The following is a 21,854-nucleotide window of genomic DNA, read 5'->3' as shown; positions in this document are numbered from 1 at the left end:
CCTGTTACCAGGCCTTCACGTCCGTCACGACCACGGTGTAGTCCGACATGTCCGCCGAGTAGCGGAACAGGCGGCCGAGGTCGAAGTCGACGCTCTTGCCCGGTTCGATGTTGGACGTGCCTGCCGGCCAGCCCTGCTTGCTGGCGATGACCTTGCCGGTCGAATCCTTCGCGTCGATACGGATCTGCGCGGCCGCGGCTTCGGGGCACTTGTTAACGAGGTTGCCCTTCATGCTGAAGCGCGGCTGGCCCGAGCCCTGCTGCACCTTGACGGCGAAGCCGTCGATGGTGAAATCCTTGGCGGCGCAGGCGGCGTGGGCGGACAACGGAGCGGCGAGAAACAGCGCGGCGGCGATGGCGATCTTCTTCATGGGTGTTACCTGTCATCGATAGGGAAAGGCTCGCACCTGGTGAGGGCGCGTAGACTTCGTATCGGCAGGTTCAATTCCGACTTTAGGCCGGATTTGTCCGGGAGGGTCAGATGGCGGTGGCGAACAGGTCGCCGGTGGCCTCGAGCCCACCCCCGGCCTCAGGCTCGAACCAGCGCCTGACCGGCGCGAAGCTCCGTCGGTGGGCCGCGCAGGGGCCGAGGCGGCCCAGGGCATCCAGGTGCTCGGGAACGCCGTAGCCCTTGTGCCTGGCGAAGCCATAGCCGGGATGCTCGGCATCCAGGGCATGCATGTGCCGGTCGCGGCTGACCTTGGCGAGGATCGAGGCGGCGCTGATCGCCGGCTCGGTGGCATCGCCGCCGATCACGGCACGCGCCTCGCAGGGCAGTGTGCGTGGAAGTCGGTTGCCGTCGATGAGGGCCATGTGCGGCGCCAGGGAAAGCCCCATCAGCGAGCGCGTCATCCCAATCATCGTCGCCTGGAAGATGTTGATCCGGTCGATTTCCTCGCGCTCAACGAAGATCACCGTCCAGGCCAGGGCGCGCTCGACGATGCGGCCGTAGAGCTTCTCGCGGACGTCTTCGGTCAGTTGCTTGGAGTCGTTGAGGCGGCGGATCGGCCGGGCCGGGTCGAGAATCACCGCAGCCACCACGACGGGCCCGGCGAGCGGACCGCGCCCGGCCTCATCGACGCCGGCGACGATGAGGTCGCGGGAGAGCTGGCAGGTGACATTGCGCTTGCGGGGCATGAGCGCAGCCTAGGCCGGTCGGTTGCCGGCGGGCAAGACGGAAGCGGGCATCAGCTCGGCGATGGCGTCGGCGGCGTGGTCGGCCGCGCGGCCCTCCAGGCCACCACGCAGCTCCTGGTGAAGGTATTCGAACGCAGCCACGACACCGCCACGGCGTTCACTGTCGCCGAGCAGGGCCAGGGTGGCGTCGGCCAGATGTTCCGGGGTGCAGTCGTCCTGCATGAATTCCGGCACGAGCAGGCGCCGGCCGAGGCCGCAGGCACGGGCCAGGATGTTCGGCAGGCTGTACACGTCGGTCTTGAGCATGCGCAGCACTTTGGCGATGCGATAACTGGTGGGCGAGACGCGGTAACCGACCACCATGGGCCGTTTGGCCAGCATCGCCTCGAGGGTGGCCGTGCCGGAGGCGAGCAGGACCACGTCGGCGGCGAGCATGACCTCATGGGCATGGCCGTCGGTCAGCATCGGTGGCGTCCCCGGGAAGTCCGCCAGCAGCGTCTTCAGTCGTGCATGGACGCGCTCGTTCGCGGCCGGAACCACGATGCGCAGGTTGGGCATGGCGGCTGCCACGCGCCTGGCCGCCTCGATGAAGATGGCGCCGACACGATCGATCTCGCTGGGGCGGCTGCCGGGAAGTACGGCAAGAACCGGTGCATCGTGTGGCAGGCCGAGCGCGTCGCGGGGCGCGGCCCGGTCGGACACCATCGGGAACCGGTCGGCAAGGGGATGACCGACGAAGCGCGCGTCGATACCGTGCTTTGCGTAGATGGGCGGCTCCATCGGGAACAGACAGAGCACACGGTCGGCGGACTGGCCGATCTTCTCCGCACGCTTCTCGCGCCAGGCCCAGACGGACGGGCTGACATAGTGGATCGTGCGCAGCCCTGCGGTCTTGAGCTTGCGCTCCACGCCGAGGTTGAAGTCGGGCGCGTCGATCCCGACGGTGATGTCCGGGCGCGCGGCCAATAGCTTGCCGAGCAGCCCCTTGCGCAGGCGAAGCAGGCGCGGCAGGTGTTTGACCACCTCGGCGAAGCCCATGACGGACAGTTCGCGGATGTCGTACCAGGACTCGAAACCCCGGGCCATCATGCGGGGGCCGCCGATGCCGACGAAGCGCGCGGCCGGAAAGCGCTCGCGCAGGGCGTCGATGAGGTCCGCGCCCAGCTGGTCACCGGAGTCCTCGCCGGCAATCAGGGCGATCGTCGGCGAGGCCGGGGAAGGGGGTGTCGACGGCATGGCGTCAGCGGGCCAGCGCGCGCTCGCTACGGTCGAGGAACTCGAGCATCTGGCGCACGTCCTCGCTGGTTTCCGCCTGGGCGAGCAGTTGCTCGCGTGCCTCGGCCAGCGGCAGGCCACCCATGTACAGGGTGCGGTAGGCCCGCTTGATGGCGGCGATGCGCGCGGTATCGAAGCCGCGGCGCTTCAGGCCTTCGCTATTGATCCCACGCGGACGGCCGCGCGTTTCATTGGCCATCATCACGAACGGCGGTACGTCGGAACCGACCAGGCAGCCCATGCCGATAAAGGCGTGCGCGCCGACTTTGCAGAACTGATGCACGCCGGAATAGCCCGACATGATTGTCCAGTCGCCGATGTCGGCGTGCCCGGCAAGGGCCGAGTAATTGGAGAAGACCACATGGTTGCCGACCTGGCAGTCGTGCGCGATATGCACGTAGGCAAGCAGCCAGTTGTCGTTACCGATGCGCGTGATGCCGCCACCATCGCCCGTACCACGATTGATCGTGACGAATTCGCGGATGAGGTTGCGGTCGCCGATGATGACTTCGGTGCGTTCGCCCTGCCACTTCTTGTCCTGCGGCGGACCGCCGATGGACGCGAACTGCGAGATGCGGTTGTCGCGGCCGATGGTGGTCGGCCCTTCGATCACCACGTGCGGACCGACGGTCGTGCCCTCGCCAATGACGACGTTCGCACCGATGACGCTGAACGCGCCGATGCTGACGTTGTCCGCGATGCGCGCGGTGGGATCGATCTGCGCCGTGGGATGGATCATTTATCGTTCCTCGCCGCGCACATCAGCTCGCAACACGCCACGGTCTTGCCGTCGACGAGGGCCCTGGCCTCGAACAGGCCCATGCCGCGCAGGAGGCGCTTGAGCGACACTTCCAGGCGAAGCTGGTCGCCCGGGGCGACGACGGCGGAGAAGCGGGCGTTGTCCACCTTGACCAGGTAGAACAGCGGGCTGCCGCTATGGCCTTCGATCTGGCTGGTCAGCTGGGTGAGAAGGCCGGCGGTCTGTGCCATGGCCTCGACGATCAGCACGCCAGGCATGACCGGGTGACCCGGGAAGTGGCCCTGGAAGAACGGCTCGTTGATGGTGACGTTCTTGATTGCCGCGATGCTCTTGCCCGGATCGAGTTCGATCACACGATCCACCAGCAGGAACGGGTAACGGTGCGGCAGCAGCCGCTGGATGTGCTCCACATCTACCGGGAGCTTCACGGCAGCGTTCGTATCAGTCATTGCCCTTTATCCTTTTCCAGCGCCGACAGCCGGCGCGCGTACTCGTCGAGATGTTTGAAGCGCGCCGCATTGCGCCGCCACTGGCGGTTTTCCTGCAACGGTGTTCCGGACGAATATTCGCCCGGTTCCCTGATCGACGCGGTGACCAGGCTTTTCGCCGTGATGGTAACCCGGTCGGCCAGTTCGAGGTGGCCGAGGACGCCGGCGTTGCCGCCAATCAGACAATAACGGCCGATTCTGGCGCTGCCGGCGACCGCGGAACAGCCAGCCATGGCCGTGTGAGCGCCGATATGCACGTTGTGTGCGATCTGGATCTGGTTGTCGAGGCGGACATCCTCCTCAAGCACGGTATCGTCGAGTGCACCGCGATCGATGGTGGTGTTGGCGCCGATTTCGCAGTCGTCGCCGATACGCACGCCACCCAGTTGAGGGAGCTTGACCCAGTGGTCGCGGTCGAAAGCGAGCCCGAAGCCGTCCGACCCGATGACGGCGCCGGGGTGGACCAGGACCCGCTTACCCAGGGTGACGCGGATAACCAGGGTCACCCGGCCGACCAGGCGCGAGTTGGCGCCGACCACGCAGCCCGGCCCGATGGCGCAGTGTGGGCCGAGGATCACGCCTTCCTCGATTACCGCGCCCTCGTCGATCACGCAGCACGGGCCGACGCTCGCCGTGGGATGCACGCGGGCGGAAGGCGAAACGACCGCGCTCGCATGGATGCCACGCGGTGCGGCGGCCACGCGCTCGAACAATGCGGCGATCTTCGCGTAGGCGACGTAGGGATCCTTCGCCACCAGTGCCGCACCCTTGCGCAGCGCGAGGGCCTCGGCGGCGAGCACCACGATACCGGCCTGCGACTCGGCCAGTTGCGAGGTGTACTTCGAATTGGACAGGAAGGTGAACTGTGAGGCGGTAGCGGCCGACAAGGTGCCGACGCCATCCACGACCGTCGCGGGATCGCCATGGGCTTCGAGGCTGAAACGTTCGGCCAGCTCGGCCAGGGTGTACTGCGGATTTCCGCTCACGGGGCACTCCAGGCAATCCCATAAAAAAGGGGTGGTGGGCCGGAGCCGCACCACCCCTCGATTCTAGCGGCTTGCAAGCCTTAGAGCTGGCTGCCGAAGGTGAACTGGATACGCTCGACAAATCGGCCGTCGTCGGACTGCTTACGGAACGGCACCGCGAAGTTGATGATCAGCGGACCGATCGGCGCCTGCCACTGCAGCGACAGACCCGTCGAAGCGCGCAGGTCGCTGGCATTGAATGCCGAGTAGGAGGAGTAGACGTTACCGACGTCGACGAACCAGGACACGCGGGCCGTGTTCACGTCCTTCAGGAAGGGCAGCGGCAGGAACATCTGCGCCGTGCCGAGCACCTTGAACGCGCCACCGACCGGTTGGCCGTAGCTGTAGTAGCCGCCGGTGCAATTGCCGTGGCTGTCGGGCTTGCCGCCCTGGTTCGTGCTGAGGCCGTCGCAGAGGCGGGGACCCAGGGTGTTGTCCTGGAAACCGCGGACGTCACGCACGCCGCCGGCGTAGTAGTTCTCCCAGAACGGGAACGCGACCTTGTCACCCTTCGAGTAGATCTTGGTCGGGTTGAGCGGATCGTTCGGGTTATAGGCGTAACCGTCGTTGTCGTAACTCTGGCCGTAGGTCTTGCCGTAGCCTACCTGGCCGTCGAGGTAGAGCACGAAGCCCTTGCCGATCGGCCAGTAGTGGTTGGCTTCGCCGAAGATCTTGTAGTACTGCACGGTGGAACCGGGCAGGGCGCCTTCGACCGATGCGGTCAGCTGACCGCCGCGGGTCGGGGCCCAGTAGCTGTTACGCGTGTCATGCGTAAAGCCCAGGCTCGAGGTCCACGAGTGGATCGTCTTGTTGCCGATCGCATCCTGGTACGCCACCAGCTGGCCCGGGGTGTACGTGGAGGTGTTGATCAGGTTCGAGCTGACGCCGAGGCTGGTGGACAGCGAATCGAAGTCGGAGATCGGGAACGACAGCGTCGTCTGGAACGACTTGGTGCTGTACGTGTAGTTAGCCAGGTCGGTGTCGCCGTAGTCGAGCTTGCTGTAGCCGACGTTGTAGCCGATCTGCACACCCGAATCGGTGAGGTACGGATTGGTGTAGCTCGCATTGATGCGCTTGTAATACGTGCTGGTTTCCGCGCCGATGGAGAAGCGGTCACCCGTACCGAGGAAGTTGTTCTGCGAGACCGAGGCCGACAGGATGATGCCGGAGTACTGCGAGTAACCCACGCCGAACATCAGCGAGCCGGCCGACTGTTCCTCGACCTTCGCGGTCAGGTCGACCTGGTCGACCGTGCCCGGCACGAGGGCCTTGTCGATGTCGACGGTCTTGAAGTAACCCAGGCGCTGCAGGCGGGTCTTCGAGCGGTCGATCGCACCCTGCGAGTACCAGGCGCCTTCGAGCTGGCGCATTTCACGACGCAGGACCTCGTCTTCCGTGCGGGTATTTCCCTGGAAGACCACGCGGCGCACATACACGCGCTTGCCCGGCTCGATGAAGAGCGTGAGGTCGGCGGTGCGCTTGTCCTTGTCCAGCTTCGGCACCGGCGTCACCTTGGCGAAGGCGTAACCGATATTGGCGAGGATGGCCTTGATCGCGTCGGTGCTGGCTTCGATGGCCGCACGGTTGAAGGTATCGCCCTTGTGGATGTACACCAGCTTGCGCAGGGTGTCTTCCGGCAGGATCAGTTCACCGAGAAGGTGGACATCGGAGACGGTGTAGACCTCGCCTTCCTTGACGCTCGCGTCGATGTACATCGCGCGTTTGTCCGGGCTGATCGCCACCTGCGTGGAATCGACGCCGAAGTCGGCGTAGCCGCGATTCATGTAGTAGTTGCTGAGCTTTTCCAGATCGCCGGAGAGCTTTTCGCGCGAGTACTGGTCGTCCTTGGAATACCAGGACAGCCAGTTGGACGTGTTCGATTCGAAGCCATCGCGGATGGCCTTGTCGGTGAAGGCCTTGTTGCCGACGACGTTGATCTCCTTGATCTTCGCCGCCTTGCCTTCGCGGATTTCGATGTCGATCGCCACGCGGTTACGGTCCAGCGGCGTGACGTGCGGGATGACCGACACGTTGTACTTGCCGCGGTTGTAATACTGGCGGATGAGTTCCTGCTGGACACGGTCGAGGGAGAGGCGGTCGAAGGTTTCACCTTCGGACAGGCCGATCTCCTTCAGGCCCTTGCGCAGGTCGTCTTCCTTGATGTCCTTGTTACCGCGCAGCGTGAGCTTCGCGATGGCCGGACGCTCGGTGACCTTGATCACCAGGATGTCGCCCTGGCGTTCAATTTCCACGTCGCTGAAGAATTTTGTCTGGTACAGGGCGCGAATCGCGGCCTGGGCTTTCTCGTCGGTCAAGGACTCGCCCTTCTCGATCGGCAGATAGCTCAGTACCGTGCCCTGGGCAATGCGGGTGAGACCGTCGATACGGATATCGGAGACGACGAACGGCTCAAAAGCAAGCGCATTGGCGGACAGGGAGGCGAGCAGGATCAGGGCGGCGATACGCTTCATCGTCGATTCCGTTGAGTTAAGACCAGAAGCCGGCGGACGAGGCCGGCGACCGAATAGGAGCACGCGCAGGGCTCATGCCCGACGTCGTCTGGCCATGGACGCGCGAGCGCCCAGGGCCGGGGTAATACGGATGCCTCGTCACGAGACGATCATTCGCTGGATGTCGTTGAAAAACGCCAGCCCCATCAGCGTGAACAGCAGGGCGAGCCCGACGTACTGGCCGGCGATCATGATGCGTTCGCTGACCGGGCTGCCTTTGACCAACTCGATAAGGTAATACAGCAGGTGTCCACCGTCCAAGACCGGGATGGGCAACAGGTTCAAGATACAGAGGCTCAGCGAGACCAGACCGAGGAAGTTCAGGAACCACCCCAGGCCACGGTTGGCCTGATCGTTGGCGACCTGCGCGATGCCGATGACCCCGGAGAGATTCTTGGTCGAAGCCTGCCCGGAGAGCATCTTGCCGATCAGGTTGAAGGTGGAGACGGTGCCACCCCAGGTCGCGCGCAGCGACTCGCTGAAGGCGCGCACGGGGCCATAGCGCAGCGTGGCAGTTTCCGGCGGGCGAGCGCCGATGCCGATCATCCAGCGGGTGGGCTGGCCGCGCTCGGACTTCATTCGGGCGGTGATGTCGAGGGTTTGCGTCTTGCCGTCGCGTTCGATGACCACGGCGAGCCTGGGCGAGATCACCGCCTGCTCGGGCACCAGCTTCGTGAATGTGTCGAAGTCCGCCACCGGCTTGCCATTGACGCTGACAATGCGATCGCCCGGGCGAATGCCGGCCAGGGCGGCGGGATCGCCGGGCATGACGTCGCCGACAAAGGGCGTGGTCTGTAGGGTCAGGCCAAGCTGGGTGAACTTCTTGCCGATGTCGCCTTCGGCAGAGAGGTTTTGCAGGGGCAGGACCACGTTGCGCTGACCGCCATCGGTGCCCTTGACCTGCACGGGCATCGGCTCGTTGCCGAGCAGGCCGTTGGCGAGCACGTCGAAAGCATCGCTACCGGTAGCGACCGCGTAGCCGTTCATGGCGATCAGGCGGTCACCGGGACGGATGCCCGCCTGCGCGGCGATCGTGCCCGGCGCGGCGTTGACGATGGGCGCCACGTCGGGTTTGCCGATCATGTACATCGCCCAGAACGCGGCGACGGTAAAAATGAGGTTGAACGCAGGACCCGCGGCGACGATGGCGATTCGCTTCCAGACCGACTTGCCGGTGAATTCCTGGCCGCGCTCTGAAGGATCGACTTCGCCTTCGCGGGCATCGAGCATCTTCACGTAGCCGCCCAGCGGAATGGCGGCCACCTGGTACTCGGTGCCGTCCTTTGCGACGCGCCGCCACAGCGGACGGCCAAAGCCGACCGAGAAGCGGAGTACGCGCACGCCGCAGCGGCGCGCGACCCAGTAATGGCCGAATTCGTGGAAGGTCACCAGTACGCCAAGCGTGACCAGCAGCCAGAACACGGAACCTAGGAAGGGGCTCATCGGAGAGGGAGGGTCTCGAAAAAAAGTCGTTGGGTAGAGCGAGTTTAGCAGTAAGCGCGGTGCAGAACGTCCCGCGCCGACCGCCTGGCGGCAGCGTCGCGCTCTACAAGGGTCTGGACATCGACCACGGGTTCGGCCGGCAGTTCCTCAAGAACGCGTTCGACGAGCTCCGCGATGCCCAGGAACGGCAGCGTCCCGGCAAGAAACGCATCCACGGCGATTTCGTTGGCGGCATTCAGGATCGTGGTGGCGTCGCCACCCGCCCGCAGGGCCTGGAAGGCCAGCGCGAGGCAGCGGAAGGTGTCCAGATCGGGCTTTTCGAAGTCGAGGCGGGCGTGGGCAGCCAGGTCGAGCGGGGCGACCCCGGCGTCGATACGCTCGGGCCATGCCAGGGCACAGGAGATCGCCGTGCGCATATCCGGGTTGCCGAGCTGGGCGAGCATCGATCCATCGACGTAGTCGACCATGGAGTGAACCAGGCTCTGCGGATGGACCACGACCTCGATGCGGTCGACCGGCGCGGCGAACAGGTGATGCGCCTCGATGACTTCGAGGCCCTTGTTCATCAGCGTGGCGGAGTCCACCGAGATCTTCCGGCCCATCGACCACTTCGGATGGGCGCAGGCCTCGTCCGGGGTGATCGAGCCGAGCTCGGCGCGCGTGCGGCCGCGGAACGGACCGCCGGAAGCGGTCAGCACCAGTCGACGGACACCTGCGCGGGCGAGTTCCGGGCGCCCACCCGGCAGGCACTGGAAGATCGCATTGTGTTCGGAATCGACCGGGATGAGGTCACCGCCGCCCTGGTGCAGGGCTTCGAGCAGCAGGGCGCCGCCCATGACGATGGATTCCTTGTTCGCCAACAACAGGCGCTTGCCGGCGCGCGCGGCGGCGAACGTGGAGTCCAGGCCGACCGCGCCCACGATGGCGGCAACCACGGTGTCGCAGAGCGGGCCGGCGGCTGCGGCGGTGACTGCTTCGGCGCCGGACGCCACCTCGCAACGCACGCCGGCGGCGGCGAGGCGGCGGGCGAGGTCGGCCTCCATGCCCGGGTCGGCGATGATCGCCAGGTCGGGTCGAAAGCGCTCGCACAGCGCAGCCAATGCTTCGGTGTTCCGGTTTGCGACGAGCACGCTGGCGCGGAAACGGTCCGGATGACGGGCGATGACGTCGAGCGTGCTGCCGCCGATGGAACCGGTGGCACCGAGCACGGCGACCTGTCGGATGGCCATGGCGCTACAGGCCCAGCAGCAGTTTGCCGGCCGCGAAGATGGGCAGGGCGGCGAAAACGCTGTCGAGACGATCGAGCAGGCCGCCGTGGCCCGGGAACAGGCTTCCGGAATCCTTTACGGCCGCGTGACGCTTCATCAGGCTCTCGAAGAGGTCGCCCACCACGGCAAAGCCCACGGTGATCACGCCGAGCACGGCCATGCCGACAAGCTGCGTGGTCCCGCGCACGCCGATCAGGTAGGCGCCGAACACCGTGATCGCCGAGCCGGCGACAATGGCGCCATAGACGCCGGCCCAGGTCTTCCCCGGGCTGATGCGCGGGGCCAGCTTGCGGCGACCGAAGTAGCGGCCGCTGAAATAAGCGCCGGTATCGGCAAACCACACGATGACCAGGCCGAGCAGGGTCCACCAGTGGCCGTGGTCGCTGGCATGCATCGCCATGGCGGCGGCCAGGGTCGGCACGATGACCAGGACGCCCGCGCCGAGCTTGAGCATGCGGTTCTCGGCGTTCGGCGCCGCGGCGAAGGTGAAATGGCGCAGCCAGAAGCAGCAGCCGATCCACCAGGCGACACCGGCGAGAGTCAGCGCCGTGAGCAGGCCTGGTGTCCAGACGAGAAGGAGGGCGAGCAGCATGACGGCGGCGATGGCCGCGACGATGCCACGGCCGACAGCGGTGCGGCTGCCGGCGAGCTGGCTCCATTCCCAGGCGGCGCCCACGAAAACGATGGCGATGAGCGCGGCGAAGAAGCCGGTCGGCGGCAGGAGGATCAGCGCCAGGACGACCGGGATCAGGACGGCGGCGGTGAGGATGCGTTGCTTGAGCATGAGTTTCCGGCGTTAACCCGTGGCTACCTGCTCACCGGTGCGGCCGTAACGGCGCTCGCGGCGGGCATAGTCGTCGATGGCCTCGGCCAGGCAGGCCTGGTCGACATCGGGCCACAGGGTGTCGGTGAAATAGAGCTCGGCATAGGCAAGCTGCCAGAGCAGGAAGTTGCTGACACGGTGTTCGCCGCCGGTGCGGATGAACAGGTCCAGCGGCGGTTGGTCGGCGAGGCAGGTGTAACGGTTGAGTCGGGTTTCGTCCAGATCGGCGGCGGCGAACTCGTCCCGGGCGATCGCTTCCGCGGCGAGGCGCGCGGCGTTGGCGATATCCCAGCGGCCGCCATAATTCACGGCGACGTTCATGTTCAGGGCGGCATTACCGGCCGTGCGGTCCATAGCTCCCAGCATGCGCGCACGCAATTCGGGGGCGAAGGCATCGAGGTCTCCGATGAAGCGGATACGCACACCGTTGCCGTGCAGTTCGTCCACTTCCTTGTCGATGGCCTTGAGGAACAATTCCATCAGCGCCGAGACCTCGGTCGCCGGCCGATTCCAGTTCTCACTGGAAAAGGCGAACAGCGTGAGCGATGCGATGCCCCGGCGCAGGCAGAACTCGACCGCTTCCTTGACCGCCTTCTGTCCGGCATGGTGGCCGAAGCTGCGCGGACGCAGACGCTGTTTCGCCCAGCGGCCGTTGCCGTCCATGACGATGGCCAGGTGACGGGGAACCCGAGCGTCGGGCTTCGCTGCCATGGGCGGGGCGATCCGATGGCGCCTCAGAGCGCCATCAGCTCCTTTTCCTTTTCGCTGACGACGGCATCGACTTCCTTCACGAACTTGTCCGTGAGGGCCTGGATGTCGGTGTCGGCGCGCTTCTGGTCGTCTTCGGTGATGGTCTTGTCCTTGAGCAGCTTGGCCACGTGCTGCACGGCGTCGCGACGGACGTTGCGGATGGCGATCTTGGCAGCCTCGCCTTCCTTGGACACGCTCTTGGCGAGCTCCTTGCGGCGCTCCTCGGTCGGCGGCGGGAAGTTGAGGCGGATGTCCATGCCCATGGTCGTCGGCGTGATGCCGAGGTCGGAGGCCATGATGGCCTTCTCGATCGGGCCGACCATGGCCTTGTCGAACGGCTTCACGGACAGCGAGCGCGCGTCCGGGGTGGACACGTTGGCTACCTGGGCGAGCGGCGTCGGCGTGCCGTAGTAGGGCACGACGATGTTGTCGAGGATGGAGGGATTCGCGCGGCCGGTGCGAATCGTCTTCAGGTCGTGCTTGAGGGAGTCGATGCTCTTGCCCATACGGGTCTCAGCATCTTTCTTGATGTCGTTGATCATGGGCTCGTTTCCGGTCGAACGGGTCAGCAGACGAGTATAGCAGTGCGTGCGCGTACGGCCTTGCCGCGGCGCGCCAGGGTCGCGGGCCAAGGCCCCAAGGGGTGCTCGCCCGAGGGGAGAGGCTTAGCCGGCGTCGACCAGGGTGCCCACCGGCTCGCCCTTCATGATCTTCATGAGGTTGCCCGGCTGGGTCATGTCGTAGATGCGCAGGGGCAGCTTGTTTTCGCGGCAGAGGGCAATCGCGGCGGTATCCATCACTTCGAGGCGACGCTCGATGACCTGGTTGTAGGTGAGATGGTCGTAGCGCGTGGCGGTCGGGTCGCGCTTGGGGTCGGCCGAGTAGATGCCGTCCACCTTGGTGGCCTTGAGCAACAGGTCGGCGCCGACTTCCACGGCTCGCAGGGCGGCGGCGGAGTCGGTAGTGAAGAACGGGTTGCCGATGCCGGCGGCGAACAGGGCGACGCGGCCCTTTTCGAGGTGGCGAATGGCGCGGCGGCGGATGAAGTCCTCGCAGACTTCGTTGATCTTGATGGCGCTCATGGTTCGCGCTTCGCCACCGAGCTTCTCGATGGCGTCCTGCATGGCAAGAGCGTTCATGACGGTGGCGAGCATGCCCATGTGGTCGCCGGTGACGCGATCCATCCCGGCGGCGGCGAGGCCCGCGCCACGGAAGATGTTGCCACCGCCGATGACGACGCCGATCTGCGCGCCCGCGTTGCGCACTTCGAGGATTTCCTTGGCGAGCCCACCGATCACTTTGGGATCGATGCCGTAATCCTCTGCTCCCATGAGGGCTTCACCGGAGAGCTTGAGCAGGATGCGGCGGTTCTTCAGCGGGGTGCTCATGGGGAATCTCCAGTTTGTGTGGGGCAAAACGGGCTTAGTTTAACGCGCACAGCGTTGTTACAGTCATGTGAAAACTGTCGACTGGAACATGTGGGAGCCGATTCATCGGCGAAAAGCCAACGGAGCAAAGAAGTCGCAGCCTTTGTCACTACGGTGCGCTCCAGGGGCAGGCTCGCCTTCGGCCTTGCGTTGGGCTGCTCGCTCTGCGTCGCGAGAGCCGGCGGGTGCCACCCTCGGGGCCACGACTGCGGCGTCCCGCTGGGGAGGGCCGCAAGAGCGGCCATTTGCTTATTGCCCTTCGGGCCGGGCCGGGCTTCGGCTGGGGGTTTTCGACGCGACTCCTGTCGCGCGAAAACGACCGGCCATCCATGGCCGGCCCCCTGCGGGCCTTATCCAGCCGAAGCCCTCGCCTCCGCTACCGGCCCCGAGGGTGGCACCCGCCGACTCTCCCCCAGCGTCGCCGCGGCTCGCAGTTTTTGTGGGAGCCGATTCATCGGCGAACCCTCAGGCCATCGTGTTGGCGAATGAGGCCTTATGGTGATGGGGCGGGCGGTTGAACCACCGGCGAAATGCGACACAAGGCCTCGTTCGCGTTTGCTGTGTTGAGGGTTCGCCGATGAATCGGCTCCTACAAGAGCAGCAGGGACGACCAATGGCGGGCGGTTGCTCGACCTCACGAACCTCAGGGTTGGGAAGAGCTGGCGGGTATCATCCTCGGGGCCGGTGGGTCGCCGGCCCGGCCCGCAGGGCAATAGATAAACGGCCGCTCTTGCGGCCCTCCTTCGCGGGACGCCGCAGCGTGGCCCCGAGGGTGATACCCGCCGGCTCTTGCGACGCAACGCGAGCGCACGCGAGGCCGGAGGCGAGCCCGTTCTAAGTGCCCCGGAGACGGCTTCTTCGCTCCGTTGGCTTTTCGCCGATGAATCGGCTCCTACAGGGGCATAAAAAAAGAGCCGCGATCACTCGCGGCTCTTTCGGGTACTGCCAGCTAGGAAAGGCTTACGCCAGGCCAGCCTGCTTCATGACTTCGGCGGCGAAGTCGTCGACAACCTTCTCGATGCCTTCGCCGACGGCCAGGCGCTGCACCGTGACGATTTCGGCACCGGCCTTCTTCAGGGCTTCGGCGACGGTGATGTCACCGTCCAGCACGTACGGCTGGCCGACCAGGGTCGCTTCGGCGAGGATCTTGTTGATCTTGCCGGTGACGATCTTGTCGAGGATGTCGGCCGGCTTGGCCTTTTCCTTGTCGGACATCTGGCTCAGCGCGATGTCCTTTTCCTTCTCGACGTAGTCGGCCGGAACGTCTTCAACCTTGATGAACTTGGGGTTCATCGCGGCGACGTGCATGGCGATGCCCTTGGCCAGCTCGTCCGAGCCGCCCTTGAGCGCGACGAGCACGCCGATGCGGCCGCTGTGCGAGTACGCGCCGATCGGGCCGTCGTTCTCGACCTTGGCCATGCGGCGGACTTCGAACTTCTCGCCGATGGTCAGGGTGAGCGTCTTGGCGCCTTCCTCGACCGTGACGTCGCCGAGCTTGGCGGCGTTCAGTGCGGCGATGTCGGTCACACCGGACTCGAGGGCGACGTTAGCGACGTCCTTGGTGAACTGGATGAACTGTTCGTTGCGCGAGGAGAAGTCGGTTTCGCTGTTGACTTCGACCAGAACGGCCTTGCCGGCCTTCTGCACGACGGCGATGAGGCCCTCGGCAGCGACGCGGTCGGCCTTCTTGTCGGCCTTGGCGAGGCCATTCTTGCGCAGCCATTCCATCGCCGCTTCGATGTCGCCGTTGTTTTCGACGAGTGCCTTCTTGCACTCCATCATGCCGACGCTGGAACGCTCGCGCAGTTCCTTGACGAGGCTTGCGGTGATCTCAGCCATGGTAATTCCTCAATATTTTGATAAGCGCCGCGGCGGACATGCCGCGGCGCCGGATGAAACGGAAGAGCTCGACAGGGTGGGGCGCTTACGCGCGGCCACGACCACCGTCACGGCCGCCTTCGCGACGCGGAGCACCCTTCTTGTCCGGGGCGCCACGACGATCGCCGCGCGGGGCGTTGTCCTTTGCGACCGGGTTGCCTTCTTCGTCGAGCTCGACGAACTCGTTGGCATCGCCACGAGCAGCGTTCGGCGAAGCGGCCTTGCCTTCGAGGATCGAGTCGGCAGCGGCGCGGGCGTACAGCTGGATCGCGCGGATAGCGTCGTCGTTACCCGGGATGGCGTAGTCGACAAGGGCCGGGTCGTAGTTGGTATCGACGACGGCGACGACCGGAATGCCGAGCTTGCGGGCTTCCTGGACGGCGATGTCTTCGTGACCGATGTCGATGATGAACAGGGCGTCCGGCAGACGATTCATGTCCTTGATGCCACCCAGCGAATTCTGCAGCTTGTCGCGCTCACGGCGACGGGCCAGCACTTCGTGCTTGACCAGCTTCTCGAACGAACCGTCGGTTTCGGCGGCTTCGAGTTCCTTCAGGCGGGCAACCGACTGCTTGACCGTGCGGAAGTTGGTCAGCATGCCGCCGAGCCAGCGGGCGGTGACGAACGGCTGGCCGGCGCGTGCGGCTTCTTCGGCCAGCGACTCACGGGCGGAGCGCTTGGTGCCGACGAAGAGCACGGTGCCGCCCTTCTGGGCCAGGCCCGAGAGGAAATGCATCGCGTCGGTGAAGAGCGGAAGCGTCTTCTCGAGGTTGATGATGTGGATCTTGCCGCGGGCGCCGAAGATGTACGGAGCCATCTTGGGGTTCCAGTAACGGGTCTGGTGGCCGAAATGGACGCCGGCTTCCAGCATCTCGCGCATGGTGACTTGTGCCATGGAATTACTCCTGGGCGAACCGCATCGAGCGGTTCTATGGGGGTTGGGACCTCCACGCATCCCCGGCTTCGACCCGGCCCTGTCGGGCCAGGCACCCCGAAGGCGGTGCCGATGCGTGTGTGGCGTTAAAAGCGATGCTCCCGTGGGGGCCAATGCTGGCGCCATACGGTTACAATCGCGCTTCGTATCGCCGCCGTGGCCACGTAAAAGTGGCTTCGCCGGTCAGCAAAACTCGCTAATTGTAGCCTCTGGACCCGCCTGGCCGCAAGCCGAGGGTGGATTTCCGGCAGGGGCGCCGCCACCTCGGGTGGCAGGCCCAATCCCCTGAGGGCGAAAGGAAAAGAGAGAACCATCATGGCCGTCGTACCGAAGACCCCCGAAGAGATCCAGCTGATGCGCGAGGCCGGCCGCCTGGCCGCCGAGGTGCTGGCGATGCTCGTGCCCCACGTCAAGCCCGGTGTCACCACCGAGGAGCTGGACCGTCTTGCCCACGACCATATCGTGAATGTGCAGAAGGCGATCCCCGCCAACGTGGGTTACCGGGGCTTCCCCAAGACCGTATGCACCTCGGTCAACCATGTGATCTGTCACGGTATTCCGACCGAGACCAAGGTCCTGAAGGACGGCGATATCGTCAATATCGACGTCACCGTGATCAAGGACGGCTGGCACGGCGACACCAGCCGCATGTATTTCGTCGGCACGCCCAGCGTGCTGGCCAGGCGCCTGGTCGACACCACGTTCGAGGCGATGATGCAGGGCATCCGCGCCGTGAAGCCGGGCGCCACGCTGGGCGACGTCGGCGCCGCCATCCAGAAGCACGCCGAAGCCGCTGGCTTCTCGGTGGTTCGCGAGTACTGCGGGCACGGCATCGGCAAGGTCTATCACGATGAGCCCCAGGTACTTCATTACGGTCGTAACGGCACGGGCATGGAGCTGAAGCCGGGGATGACCTTCACCATCGAGCCGATGATCAACGCCGGCAAGCCGCAAACCAAGTCGTTGCCCGATGGCTGGACGGTGGTCACCAAGGACCATTCCCTGTCGGCCCAGTGGGAGCACACCATCGCCGTGACCGACGATGGCTTCGAGATCCTGACCCCCTGGCCGGACGCCGCCTGACGCTTAAAACCACCGCAGAGGGCTCCGACGTGACGCTTCCGCCGCTTCCACGCCTGCCCGCCGTCGTACCGCGTTCGGGCGTATCGCCTGAGGCGCGCCGTTCGCTGCGCCAACTGCTGGGCGACGTCGACCGGTCGCTTACCGTGGCCTTCCGTGAAGGTGAAGACGCCTCGGCGCTCGCCCGTCGCCGATCGGAGATTGTCGACCGCATCGTCGTCCACGCCTGGGGTGCCTGTCTGGGCGATATGGCCGCCGGCGCCCTGTTCGCCGTCGGCGGCTTCGGCCGCGGCATGCTTTTTCCCGCGTCCGACGTGGATCTGCTGGCCCTGGTGGCGGAGACTTCGCCGGCCTTGCATCGTGCGCTGGAGAGCTTCTTCGGTTGCCTGTGGGATATCGGCCTGAAGCCCGGCCATGCTGTACGTACCGTGGAACAGTGTCGTGAGCTGGCCGCCAGCGACGCCAGCGTCTTCACCAGTCTGCTCGACGCGCGACGTCTGGCCGGCTGGCCGATCCTCGCCGAGAGCCTTCGCGGCATCCTCGACGACCCGGCTCTGTGGCCCCCGCGCCAGTACCTGGCCGCGCGGCTTGCCGAGCGCGATGCCCGTCATGCGCGTTATGACGACACGGCGCAGAACCTCGAGCCCAACCTCAAGGACGGCCCAGGCGGGCTGCGCACGCTGGACGCGCTGCGCTGGCTGGGTCGACGGCTGGCCGACGCCCCGGACTTCGACGACATGGTCGCGGAGGGCCTGCTCGAGCCCGTCGAGGCCGCCAAGCTGGCCCGTGCGGAGGAAACCCTTCGTCGCTACCGCTATGCCCTCCACCTGGAAGCGGGCAGGGCGGAAGAGCGCCTCCTGTTCGACTACCAGCGCGGGCTCGCCATGCGGCTGGGCTTCGAGGACGAGCACGCCAAGAATCTCGGCGTCGAACAGTTCATGCAGGGCTACTATCGCGCGGCGACGCAGATCGAACGCTCCGGCACCCAACTGGTCGAGCGTTTCGAGGAAATGCTCGATCCCGCCACCGAGGCGTTGCCGGTGGGTACGGACTATGTGCGCCACGGATCGCGCATCTCGCTGCGCAATCCGCAGCTCTTCGTTCGCCGCCCGGCCTCGCTGGTGGAGATTTTCATTGCGCGCCTCGACGAACCGGGTATCACGGGCTTTACCGCCGAGACCATGCGCCGTATCCAGCACGCCGTTTCGCTGCACGGCGAATCTCTGGCCGACGACGCGCAGGTGCTCAGTGCGTTCCTGGCGCTGCTCAGGCGTGGTGCACCGGCGGTGGAAGCCTTGTGGCGGATGAACCGCCATGGCTTGCTCGCCGCGATCCTGCCGGCGTTCGGCAAGGTGGTCGGTCGCATGCAGTACGACCTGTTCCACGTGTACACGGTGGACGAACACACGCTGCGCGTCCTGCGCAACGTGGCCCGCTTCGCCGATGCTGCCGCGCGGCGCGATTTTCCCATCGCCTGTGAAATCTGGCCGCACGTCGAAAAGCCGGAACTGCTTCTGCTGGCGGCCTTGTTCCATGACATCGCAAAGGGCCGGGGCGGAGATCATTCGAAGCTGGGTGAAGAGGACGCGCGCGCGTTCTGCGCGCGACTCGGCCTGCCCGGGGAGGAGATCGAGCTCGTCGCGTGGCTGGTGCGCCATCACCTGCTCATGAGCACGACGGCGCAGCGCCAGGACATCACCGATCCCGACGTGGTACATCGCTTCGGTGCCACGGTAGGTGACTGGGAGCACCTCGATCATCTCTACCTGCTGACGATCGCCGACATCATCGGTACCAGCCCCAAGCTGTGGAACGCCTGGAAAGACCGGCTGCTTGCCGACCTCTACACATCGACGCGATTCGCCCTGCGCAGTGACCTCACGCCGCCGGCCCATGCGGGCATACGCCTGCGCGAAACGCGTGAGCGGGCACTCGGCATGCTGGTCGCGGAGCACGTGGCCGCCGATGACATCGCCGGCGTCTGGGCGGAATTTCCGGACCTCAGCTTCCTGCGTCATCGCCCCGAACAGATCGCCTGGCAGACCGCGGCGATCCTGCGCGCCCGCGGCGCCATGCCGCTGGTGGAGGTGCATCCGTTCTCCGTGCGCGGAAGCACGGAGCTCTTCATCTACACGCCCGATCGCGACGGCCTGTTCGCCACGGTCACCGCCATGCTCGACCGCCTGCGTTTTTCCGTCGTCGAGGCCCGCATTCTTGTTTCGAGTACCGGAAAGGCGCTGGATACCTTCCTGTTGCTGGAGTCGGACTCGCAGGCGCCGGCGTCGCTGCAAAGGGCCGAGGAACTGCGCACGCGCATGCTGCGGGCGCTGGACCAGCCTGCGGGACAGGGGCCGCCGAAGCGCAGCCTGTCGCGACACCTGCGTCACTTCCAGATGGCGCCGCGCATCGAATTCCTCGATGCCGGCGAACGCACGCAGCTTGCCCTGGTATGCACCGACCGGCCCGGCCTGCTCGCCGCCGTCGCCCAGGCGCTGGCCGAAGCCGAGGTGCGCGTGCATGATGCGCGTATCGCGACGTTCGGCGAGCGTGTCGAAGATTTCTTCCAACTTACCGATCGCAGCAACGCGCCACTGTCTCCGCAACGCCGTGAGATCCTGCGCGAATGCCTGCTTCGTCATATCGGTTTCGAAAACCCCAGGAACAGCTTGAATGCAGATGCAAACGCTTGAGTCCCTCATCGACGACGCCTTCGAACGTCGTGCCGACCTCAATCAGAACGAAATCGAAGGCAGCCTCCGCGAAGCGGTCGACCAGGTGCTCAACCTGCTCGAATCCGGCGAACGCCGTGTCGCCGAACCCGACGGCGAGGGCGGCTGGACCGTCAACGCCTGGCTGAAGAAGGCGGTGTTGCTGTACTTCCGCATGAACGGCAACCGCGTCATGGATGGCGGCCCGTCCAGTGCGTTCGACAAGGTGCCGCTGCGCTTTGCCGATGGCGACGCCACGGAGTACGCCAATCTGGGCGCACGCATCGTGCCGGGCGCGCTGGTGCGCCGTGGCGCCCATATCGCGAAAGACGCGGTGCTGATGCCCAGCTACACCAACATTGGCGCCTACGTCGGCGCGGGCAGCATGGTGGACACCTGGGCGACGGTGGGCTCCTGTGCGCAGATCGGCGCTGGTGTGCACCTCAGTGGCGGTGTCGGTATCGGCGGCGTGCTGGAGCCGCTGCAGGCGAACCCGACCATCATCGAAGACAACTGCTTCATCGGCGCTCGTTCCGAAGTGGTCGAGGGTGTGGTGGTGGAGAAGGGCTCGGTGATCGGCATGGGCGTATTCCTCGGCCAGTCCACCCGCATCTACAACCGCGCCACGGGCGAGGTCAGCTACGGCCGCGTTCCGGCGGGCAGCGTTGTTGTCGCCGGCAGCCTGCCTGCGAAGGACGGAAGCCACAGCCTCTACGCTGCGATCATCGTCAAGCAGGTCGACGAGAAGACCCGCTCGAAGACCGGCATCAACGAACTCCTGCGCAGCGGCGAGTGAGCATGACCGTCACCCTCTACGGCCTTCCCACCTGCGACACCTGCAAGAAAGCGCGCAACTGGCTAACGCGTTTCGACGTGGCCCATGAGTTCATCGATTACAGGGCAGACCCGGTGCCGGCGCCGACACTGATAGTGTGGGCCGGGAAGCTCGGTGGGTGGGAGAAGCTGGTCAATAAGGCGTCGACGACGTGGCGCACGCTACTGCCGCAGCGCAAGGACCCGCGTAGCGATCCCGAGTGGACACTGCTGCTAAAGGAATACCCGGCGCTGATCAAGCGACCGGTGGTGGTCGAGGGCGACGATGTCACCGTCGGCTTCACTGACAACGCGTTCAAGAAGCGCTTCGGCAAGTAAGGCAAGCCAGTCCATGTCCTCAGTCATCGATCTCACCCGCGATCTCATCCGCCGGCGCTCAGTTACGCCGGAGGATGCCGGCTGCCTGCCGCTGATCGCGGATCGTCTTTCCGCCGTGGGTTTTCGTATCGAACACCTGCGCTTTGGCGATGTCGATAACCTCTGGGTAACCCATGGCGCCGGCGGCACGGTGCTCGCTTTCCTCGGCCACACCGATGTTGTGCCGACCGGCCCGGAAGAGCACTGGGCTTCGCCGCCGTTCGAACCGACCGAGCGCGATGGCCTGCTTTACGGCCGCGGCACCGCCGACATGAAAGGCTCGGTGGCGGCCATGGTCGTGGCATTGGAGCGTTTCGTCGTCGACCATCCGGATCATCACGGTACGGTCGGCCTGCTGCTGACCAGCGATGAGGAAGGTGTCGCGCTGCACGGTGTTCGCGAGGTGGTCGATCACTTCGGGAAGACCGGCCAGCGGATCGATGCGTGCGTGGTCGGCGAGCCGTCCGCCATGGAAAGGCTTGGCGACCTCATTCGCGTCGGACGACGTGGCTCTCTCTCGGGCACGTTGACCGTGCATGGTGTCCAGGGTCATGTGGCGTATCCGGAGAAGGCGAAGAATCCGATCCACACCTTCGCGCCGGCGTTGGCCGCGTTGGCGGCGGAACGCTGGGACGAAGGCAATGCCGATTTCCCGCCCACGTCGTTCCAGGTATCCAACATCAACTCGGGTACCGGCGCGAACAACGTCATTCCCGGCGAACTCGTCGCGCTGATCAACTTCCGCTTTTCCACCGCCAGCACGGCCGACGACCTGCGCGACCGCGCCGAGGCGATCCTTCACGCGCACGGCGTGAGTTTTTCGATGGACTGGCATCTGTCGGGACACCCCTTCCTTGCCACGCCCGGTGGACACTTGCGCGAGGTCGTCGTCGGTGTGTGCCGCGACCTTTGCGGAATCGATCCGCAGCAGAGCACCGGCGGCGGCACGTCGGACGGTCGCTTCATCGCTCCCATGGGCGCCGAGGTGATCGAGCTGGGTCCGGTGAACGCGACCATCCACAAGGTGGACGAGTGCGTGTCGATTGCCGATCTCGAGCGCTTGCCTGACCTGTACCAGGCTATCTGCGAGCGCATGCTGGGCTGATCGCCGACAGCCTTCGGTGGGTGCCCCCGATAGGTAGCCGCACGCACAACCGC

The 21,854-nt window shown here is 65.5% G+C and carries 20 protein-coding genes; 5 read left to right on the top strand and 15 right to left on the bottom strand.

Annotation, left to right across the window (positions count from 1 at the left end):
* Nucleotides 1–4: 4 nt before the first annotated feature.
* The 15 genes from C8J98_RS17015 to rpsB form a co-directional block, all read right to left on the bottom strand.
* Nucleotides 5–370 carry a hypothetical protein gene (locus C8J98_RS17015; protein ID WP_046968663.1) on the bottom strand — a complete coding sequence of 122 codons (366 nt, stop codon included), beginning with the start codon at nt 368–370 and terminating at the stop codon, nt 5–7.
* A 106-nt stretch (nt 371–476) separates the two neighbouring features.
* Nucleotides 477–1,136 (bottom strand): ribonuclease HII, encoded by a 660-nt coding sequence (rnhB, locus tag C8J98_RS17010; RefSeq protein WP_107914375.1) that lies wholly within the window; start codon nt 1,134–1,136, stop codon nt 477–479.
* A gap of 9 nt (nt 1,137–1,145) precedes the next feature.
* Entirely contained in the window at nt 1,146–2,372 is a 1,227-nt protein-coding gene (lpxB, locus tag C8J98_RS17005; protein ID WP_107914374.1) for a lipid-A-disaccharide synthase, read from the bottom strand.
* A gap of 4 nt (nt 2,373–2,376) precedes the next feature.
* Nucleotides 2,377–3,150: an acyl-ACP--UDP-N-acetylglucosamine O-acyltransferase gene (gene lpxA / locus C8J98_RS17000; RefSeq protein ID WP_107914373.1), complete on the bottom strand. Its 774-nt coding sequence runs from the start codon at nt 3,148–3,150 to the stop codon at nt 2,377–2,379.
* Nucleotides 3,147–3,620: a 3-hydroxyacyl-ACP dehydratase FabZ gene (gene fabZ / locus C8J98_RS16995; RefSeq protein ID WP_107914372.1), complete on the bottom strand. Its 474-nt coding sequence runs from the start codon at nt 3,618–3,620 to the stop codon at nt 3,147–3,149. Before fabZ ends, lpxA begins: the two co-directional genes overlap by 4 nt.
* The gene (gene lpxD, locus C8J98_RS16990) at nt 3,617–4,645 is read right to left on the bottom strand and encodes a UDP-3-O-(3-hydroxymyristoyl)glucosamine N-acyltransferase (protein WP_107914371.1); all 1,029 of its coding nucleotides are present in this window, start codon (nt 4,643–4,645) and stop codon (nt 3,617–3,619) included. The genes fabZ and lpxD overlap by 4 nt, the downstream gene beginning before the upstream one ends.
* Before the next feature lie 80 nt (nt 4,646–4,725).
* Nucleotides 4,726–7,155: an outer membrane protein assembly factor BamA gene (gene bamA, locus C8J98_RS16985; protein WP_107914370.1), complete on the bottom strand. Its 2,430-nt coding sequence runs from the start codon at nt 7,153–7,155 to the stop codon at nt 4,726–4,728.
* A 138-nt stretch (nt 7,156–7,293) separates the two neighbouring features.
* A complete protein-coding gene (gene rseP, locus C8J98_RS16980) occupies nt 7,294–8,637 on the bottom strand; it encodes an RIP metalloprotease RseP (RefSeq protein ID WP_107914369.1) in 1,344 nt (447 codons plus the stop codon).
* A 44-nt stretch (nt 8,638–8,681) separates the two neighbouring features.
* Nucleotides 8,682–9,860 carry a 1-deoxy-D-xylulose-5-phosphate reductoisomerase gene (locus C8J98_RS16975; RefSeq protein WP_107914479.1) on the bottom strand — a complete coding sequence of 393 codons (1,179 nt, stop codon included), beginning with the start codon at nt 9,858–9,860 and terminating at the stop codon, nt 8,682–8,684.
* Between the two features lie 10 nt (nt 9,861–9,870).
* Nucleotides 9,871–10,689 (bottom strand): phosphatidate cytidylyltransferase, encoded by an 819-nt coding sequence (locus tag C8J98_RS16970; RefSeq protein WP_107914368.1) that lies wholly within the window; start codon nt 10,687–10,689, stop codon nt 9,871–9,873.
* A 12-nt stretch (nt 10,690–10,701) separates the two neighbouring features.
* The gene (gene uppS / locus C8J98_RS16965; protein WP_107914367.1) at nt 10,702–11,439 is read right to left on the bottom strand and encodes a polyprenyl diphosphate synthase; all 738 of its coding nucleotides are present in this window, start codon (nt 11,437–11,439) and stop codon (nt 10,702–10,704) included.
* Between the two features lie 23 nt (nt 11,440–11,462).
* Nucleotides 11,463–12,020: a ribosome recycling factor gene (gene frr / locus C8J98_RS16960; protein WP_107914366.1), complete on the bottom strand. Its 558-nt coding sequence runs from the start codon at nt 12,018–12,020 to the stop codon at nt 11,463–11,465.
* 123 nt (nt 12,021–12,143) lie between these two features.
* The gene (gene pyrH / locus C8J98_RS16955; protein WP_107914365.1) at nt 12,144–12,866 is read right to left on the bottom strand and encodes a UMP kinase; all 723 of its coding nucleotides are present in this window, start codon (nt 12,864–12,866) and stop codon (nt 12,144–12,146) included.
* 999 nt (nt 12,867–13,865) lie between these two features.
* A complete protein-coding gene (tsf, locus tag C8J98_RS16950) occupies nt 13,866–14,744 on the bottom strand; it encodes a translation elongation factor Ts (RefSeq protein ID WP_107914364.1) in 879 nt (292 codons plus the stop codon).
* 85 nt (nt 14,745–14,829) lie between these two features.
* Complete coding sequence (rpsB, locus tag C8J98_RS16945) at nt 14,830–15,678, bottom strand: 30S ribosomal protein S2 (RefSeq protein WP_107914363.1); 849 nt, start codon at nt 15,676–15,678, stop codon at nt 14,830–14,832.
* A 354-nt stretch (nt 15,679–16,032) separates the two neighbouring features.
* Between rpsB and map the strand changes: the two genes are divergently transcribed.
* From map to dapE, 5 genes are read left to right on the top strand one after another with little or no spacing between them, the layout of a single operon-like run.
* The gene (gene map, locus C8J98_RS16940; protein ID WP_107914362.1) at nt 16,033–16,800 is read left to right on the top strand and encodes a type I methionyl aminopeptidase; all 768 of its coding nucleotides are present in this window, start codon (nt 16,033–16,035) and stop codon (nt 16,798–16,800) included.
* 29 nt (nt 16,801–16,829) lie between these two features.
* The gene (gene glnD, locus C8J98_RS16935) at nt 16,830–19,487 is read left to right on the top strand and encodes a [protein-PII] uridylyltransferase (RefSeq protein WP_233260266.1); all 2,658 of its coding nucleotides are present in this window, start codon (nt 16,830–16,832) and stop codon (nt 19,485–19,487) included.
* On the top strand, nt 19,474–20,301 hold the full coding sequence (gene dapD / locus C8J98_RS16930) for a 2,3,4,5-tetrahydropyridine-2,6-dicarboxylate N-succinyltransferase (protein WP_107914477.1): 828 nt from the start codon (nt 19,474–19,476) through the stop codon (nt 20,299–20,301). Before glnD ends, dapD begins: the two co-directional genes overlap by 14 nt.
* Before the next feature lie 2 nt (nt 20,302–20,303).
* A complete protein-coding gene (locus tag C8J98_RS16925; RefSeq protein ID WP_107914361.1) occupies nt 20,304–20,657 on the top strand; it encodes a Spx/MgsR family RNA polymerase-binding regulatory protein in 354 nt (117 codons plus the stop codon).
* Nucleotides 20,658–20,670: 13 nt separating this feature from the next.
* On the top strand, nt 20,671–21,801 hold the full coding sequence (gene dapE, locus C8J98_RS16920) for a succinyl-diaminopimelate desuccinylase (protein WP_107914360.1): 1,131 nt from the start codon (nt 20,671–20,673) through the stop codon (nt 21,799–21,801).
* Nucleotides 21,802–21,854: the final 53 nt, after the last annotated feature.

Origin of the sequence: Luteibacter sp. OK325 (genome assembly GCF_003050935.1) — a bacterium.
Taxonomy (GTDB): Bacteria; Pseudomonadota; Gammaproteobacteria; order Xanthomonadales; family Rhodanobacteraceae; genus Luteibacter.
This window is presented reverse-complemented; position numbering and strand designations above follow the sequence as displayed.